The organism is Undibacterium sp. Ji22W, from assembly GCF_049340305.1.
Taxonomy (GTDB): Bacteria; Pseudomonadota; Gammaproteobacteria; order Burkholderiales; family Burkholderiaceae_D; genus Undibacterium.
Window position 1 is genome coordinate 1 of record NZ_JBMPOU010000028.1, and the last position, 268, is coordinate 268.

Annotated in this window: 1 protein-coding gene; it reads right to left on the reverse strand. The window is 52.2% G+C overall.

The genetic code is table 11. The annotated features are described in order from the left end of the window. Nucleotides 1-268, reverse strand: a 268-nt coding sequence (locus tag ACO0KW_RS20445; RefSeq protein WP_423055186.1) for a Calx-beta domain-containing protein, incomplete at both ends; no start/stop codon positions are given.

Sequence of the window (268 nt, forward strand, 5' to 3'; positions counted from 1 at the left end):
CGCTCTCCGCGACCGTGACATTGCTGACGCTCAAAGTTGGCGTATCGTTGTCGCTACCACCAGTGCCGGTGCCATCATCTTTGATCGTACCTACGCCCAGATTGTCTAAAATCGTGGCATTCGTTGGCGTGACCAAATTCACGTTGAAGTTCTCCGACAACTCAAACACGCTATCGTTGGCGATATTGACCGTGATCGTTTGCGTCGTCACACCAGGATTGAACGTCAAGGTACCACTCGTTGCTGTGTAATCGCTACCCGCTGTTGC